Origin of the sequence: uncultured Rhodoblastus sp., from assembly GCF_903903185.1 — a bacterium.
In the GTDB taxonomy this organism is placed as follows: Bacteria; Pseudomonadota; Alphaproteobacteria; order Rhizobiales; family Beijerinckiaceae; genus Rhodoblastus.
In genome coordinates, this window is record NZ_CAIUXT010000046.1 from 1 (window position 1) to 4989 (window position 4989).

Genomic DNA, 4989 nt, shown 5'->3' on the forward strand with positions numbered 1-4989 from the left:
TGCTTGGCATTCTCGTTTCGCTCGGCCTGCTGATCTGGCTCGCCTATCGCGGCTGGAGCATCCTATTGCTGGCGCCCGCCGCCGCGATTCTCGCCGCGCTGCTGGCCGGCGAACCGACCCTCGCCCACTGGACACAGACTTTTATGCGCAGCGCCGCGCAGTTCATCATGCAGTTTTTCCCGATCTTTCTGCTGGGGGCGCTGTTCGGCAAGCTGATGGAGGATAGCGGCTCGGTCGCGACCATCGCGAACTTCATGACCGAAAAGCTCGGCGCCAAACGCGCGGTGCTGGCGGTGGTTTTGGCCGGCGCGCTCGTAACCTATGGCGGCGTCAGCCTGTTCGTCGCCTTTTTCGTCATCGCGCCAATGGCCCATGCGCTGTTTCGCTCGGCGGGCATTCCGCGCCGGCTGATGCCGGCGGCGATCATGCTCGGCGCCTCCACCTTCACCATGTCGGCGCTGCCGGGAACCCCGGCAATCCAGAACGCCATTCCCATGCCATTCTTTGGCACCACGCCCTTCGCGGCGCCGGGCCTCGGCGTCATCGCTTCGGCGATCATGCTGGCTTTCGGCTTGTGGTGGCTCGCCCGCGCCGAGTCCAAAGCCCGCGCCAGCGGCGAAGGCTTTGGCGACGACCCGGCCTTGCTCGACGACGCCAAAGCCGCCGACGAGGCTTCGACGGACCCGATCGTGCGCGAGCGCGCCACCACTGCCGGCGCCTTCGACCCCAACGAGATCGGGCATAGCAAGGAGAGCGCGGTCGGCCCGCCGGTCGCTCTGGCCTTCCTGCCGCTCGCCGTGGTGATCGGCGTCAATCTGGTGATGTCGCTGTTCGTGCTGCCAGGACTCGACGCCTCGTTTCTGGCCGAAGAAGTCTGGGGCGAGACCTCGCTTTCCGCGGTCGGCGGCGTCTGGGCGGTGGTCACGGCGCTCGCGAGCGCCATCCTCGTGCTGGTGGCGATCAATTTTCGCCGCCTGCCGTCCTTGCGCGCCTCGATGGACGCCGGCGCCAACGCCTCGGTGCTGCCGGTGCTCAGCGTCGCAAGCCTCGTCGGCTTCGGCTCGGTGGTCGCGGCTTTGCCGGCTTTCGCTCTGGTCCGCGACTGGGTGCTCGGCATCGAGGGCGGACCTTTGGTGTCCTTGGCGGTGGCGACCAATGTGCTCGCGGCCTTGACCGGTTCGGCCTCGGGCGGGCTGACCATCGCGCTCGACGCGCTCGGCGACGCCTATATGAAGATCGCCGCCGAACAGGGCATAGACCCCGGCCTGCTGCACCGCGTCGCCGTGATCGGCGCGGGAACGCTCGACATGCTGCCGCACAACGGCGCGGTGGTCACGGTGCTGGCGGTCTGCGGCTCCAACCACAAGGAAGGCTATTTCGACATCGTGATGGTCGGCGTGGTCAGTTCGCTGGTCGCGCTGGCGGCGGTGATCGGGTTGGGGACGGTGTTCGGGTCGTTTTAAGCCTTGCCTCAAGCAATGGCGCCATCGGGCGGGAAGCGGTCGGGGCGGCTTCGACAGTTTTGGCCGGACCCGGCCAGTCGCAAACCTTGGCCGGGCGTTTCTTGAAATGCGTCGTGGAATGCAACTTGTTTTCGCAAGGGCGTCGCCTTTTGCAAAACATCGAATCCGCGCCGGCCGTCGAACCCTTTCTGAAGTCGCCTATTTTTCGAGCCGAATGGCCGGGATAAAAATCACAAAAAATCGCCCAACATATTGAAATCATTGCATAATTATTTGGGATGGACGGGAGAAATCGGCCGCTTCCAAGGATCGAAAGCGGCTTTCTGGAGACCCGATAAATTCGAGGCGCCATATTTGCCATTAGTAGGCCGAGCTGGCCCATCTCCTTGAAAAGATGCGGACTCAGCCACCCGCAATATTTTTTTAGGAGAACTACGTGAATATCAAATCAGCTCTTCTGGGCGCGGCTCTGGTCGGCTCCATGCTTGTCGGCGGCGCTGCTCATGCGACGACCAATGTCGAGTTCGGCGGTGAATCCGGGAGCCATGGGGATGGAAAAGGCGCCGCTCATGCGACCACCACGTTCGAGTTCGCCATTTCTGGCGAAGGCGATCGGACGACCGTGTTCGACCTCGTGCTGGACCCGAAACGCGACAACCGCGAATCCGAGGACGGGTTTAAATTTGGCCCGGTTATCCAGATCACGGACGGCAAAAAGGTCGAGGACACTTATCGTTTCTTCAAGGACGACGAGCGCAGCGGCTTTTCCGACAAACTTGGCCTTTACAATGACGTCGGCGGCAAATTTTTCATCAACGGCGAACACGGCTTTGAATTCATTCCCGGCGACTACAAAATGTACAACCGCGAATCCGAGCGTTGGGACGACGTCAAGATCACCACCGTTTCCGGCGTCCCGGAAACCTCGACCTGGCTCATGATGCTCTCCGGCTTCGCCGGTCTCGGCTTCCTCGGCTATCGCCGCAGCAAACTGGCTTCCGTTGCCGCCTGATCGAAATCAAATTCAAACGAAGTAAAGGCCGCCGCGAGGCGGTCTTTCTCGCTTTTTACGAGTCGTTGTCGCCGCCGCGCTTCGACCTTCATGCGGCGAACGACGGTAAAAGTCCTTTGAGCGGGGGACGGGCGCGGGCAGGAGCTTCATGTCGCAGCGCCGCAAAGAGCCGAACGCAGTCGTTGCCGAAACCGCCCTCACCCGCCAGCCGCCATTGCGGCAAGTATCAAAGCGATGGCGAGCAGCGACAGTCCGCCCGCCGGGAAGAAGCGCAGCCGCGCGTCGAGGCTCTCGAAAAACCCGCTCACGGCGAAACTCGACTTGAACGCCCGTTCGGCGGCGACCACCGTGTCGCCCGCCGGAATGCGCGGCAGCCTTTCGCCCCAGCGCGCCAGCGCGAGCGCCAGCGCGGCGCCGATCAGGACTGGCCAGAACCCGTCCCAGAGCGTGTCGAGGCTCAGGGCGTCCGGGAGATGGCCAACGGCTGGAAACAGCAGCCAGGGGAGGAAAATCGCACCGAGCGCGAAAAATTGCCAGAACCGGGGGATCGCGTGGGGAATTCGCGCGGTATCTGCACCAGCGGCGGTTTTGGCGAGACGCGTCACGAAATGCAGCATCAACAGCGCGGTTCCCGCCGCCGAGGCGGTGGACAGGATCGCGCCGATTCCATAGCCCAGCGGCGCCTTGAGCGCGAGTTTCGCCAGCGCGCCGCCGGTGAAGGGCAGGCCGGCGAGGCTGAGGCCGAGCGCCGCCGCCAGCGGCAAGGCCCATTTTTCGCGGCGCCAGTCCATGGCTGCGAAGGCGCCGACCGTCAGAAACAGCGCGCCCTTGACCAGCACATGATTGGCGGCGGCGAAGGCCACCAGCGCCGGCGCGCCGGCGTCGCCGCCGGCGAGCGCCATGCCGAGCGCGGCGGCCAGCACCCCCATCTGGCTGATGCTCGAATAGGCGAGCACGGTTTTGGGGTTCTGCTGGGTGACGCCGATGGCCACGCCATAAAAGGCGGCGAAAAATCCGAGCACGGCCAGCGCCCCGCCCCAAACGGGCATGGCGAAGCCGAGCGGCAGGAAGCGGATCAGGCCGATGACGCCGGCCTTGACGCCGGCGCCGCTCAGCACGGCGGCGGCGGATATGGGCGCGGCCCTGTAAGCGAGCGGCATCCAGCCATTGAGCGGCGCGAGGCCGATCTTCATGCCGAAACTGGCGATAATCAGCGCCAAGGCGCCGTTGCGCCAGGGTGAAGTGGACAGTTCCGCGACCACATCCTCGATGCGCAGGCTGCCATGCGGTTCGCCCGCCGCGAGCAGCGCCAGCGCCAGCAGCAGCAGCGCCTCTCCGAGAATGGTGAAGGCCATATAGACCCCGCCCGCCCGTTTCGTTTCGGGCGCGTCGTCATCGACGATGAGCCCGTAGGCGGGGATGCTGACCAGCGCATAGAAAAGATAGAAGCTCAAGAGATCGGCGGCGAGGAATGCGCCGATACTGCCGGTCAGGGTCAACAGCCAGCAGACGGCGAAACGATGGCCCGGCCATTTTTTCCAATAGGTGAAGGTCGCCGCGCCGACGACGATCCACAACAGCGCCGCGACGGCCAGCAGCAGCGCGCCCGGCCGATCAAGCGACAGGCTCAGGCGCAAGGCCGGCGCCTCCAACGAAAAAGGCCCGCCGACGAGCGCCAGCAGCGCCGCGCCAAGCGCTGGAACCGGCGCCAGCCATTGCAGATCGCGCGCCCGGCGGCGCTGGCCGGCAAAGAACCAGGCCGCCACAAAGGCCAGCGGCAGCGCCAGCGCCGCGAAGAGCAGGAAGGGGCCGAGCGCGGCGGCGAGCGGCGAGGTGAAGGACCCGGTCATGGCTGCGCCTCCACGGCCAGCCGGCCGATCTGGAGGAAATCGAAAAACGCTTGCGGCGCGAAGCCGAGCGCGACGGCTGCGATCGCCAGCGCCAGCGCCGCGCCCTCCCGGCTGCGCTGCGGCGGCGCTTTCAGCACGAGCGAACCCTCGGCCAACGCGGGGGACAGAATCCGGTACACATAGCCGGCGGCAAGCAGCCCGCCCGCCAGCAGCACCAGAGCGAATACCCAATGCCCGGCGGCGACCGAGGCGCGCAGCAGCAGCCATTTGGCGCCAAAACCGCCGCTCGGCGGCAGGCCCATCAGCGACAACCCGCCGAGACTCAGCGCCAGAAAGGTCATCGGCATGGCGCGCCCGGCGCCAGTGAATTCGGCGATTTTGTCATGGCCGAGCGACTCGGCGATGAGGCCGGCGGAGAGGAACATCGCCGCCTTGGCGAAGGCGTGGGAGAGCGTCTGCATCAGCCCGCCGTTCCAGCCGTCCACGGTCCACGGATGCAGGCCGGAAGCCAGCGGGAAGATCAGGAAGAGATAGCCGATCTGCGCCAGCGTCGAATAGGCGATCAGCAGTTTGAGCCGGGGCTGGCGCAAGGCCAGCACGCTGCCAAACAGGATCGCCGCCGAACCGAGCACGCCTAGAAGGGTCTGCGCCGCGTCGCCGGGAA

Annotated in this window: 4 protein-coding genes; 2 read left to right on the top strand and 2 right to left on the bottom strand. The window is 65.5% G+C overall.

All coding sequences use genetic code 11. The features are described 5' to 3' along the window. The coding region (locus QZY01_RS03890) for a GntP family permease (RefSeq protein WP_294533596.1) at positions 1 to 1463 on the top strand (1463 nt) is incomplete at its 5' end. 436 nt (positions 1464 to 1899) lie between these two features. Continuing rightward, the gene (locus QZY01_RS03895; RefSeq protein WP_294533598.1) at positions 1900 to 2475 is read left to right on the top strand and encodes a hypothetical protein; all 576 of its coding nucleotides are present in this window, start codon (positions 1900 to 1902) and stop codon (positions 2473 to 2475) included. Positions 2476 to 2672: 197 nt separating this feature from the next. On the opposite strand, the gene QZY01_RS03900 is transcribed toward QZY01_RS03895, so the two are convergent. Together QZY01_RS03900 and QZY01_RS03905 are read right to left on the bottom strand one after the other, a co-directional pair. Next, complete coding sequence (locus QZY01_RS03900; protein WP_294533601.1) at positions 2673 to 4325, bottom strand: proton-conducting transporter membrane subunit; 1653 nt, start codon at positions 4323 to 4325, stop codon at positions 2673 to 2675. Further along, positions 4322 to 4989: proton-conducting transporter membrane subunit (locus QZY01_RS03905; protein ID WP_294533603.1), on the bottom strand; the 668-nt coding region annotated here is incomplete at its 5' end. The genes QZY01_RS03905 and QZY01_RS03900, both read right to left, overlap by 4 nt.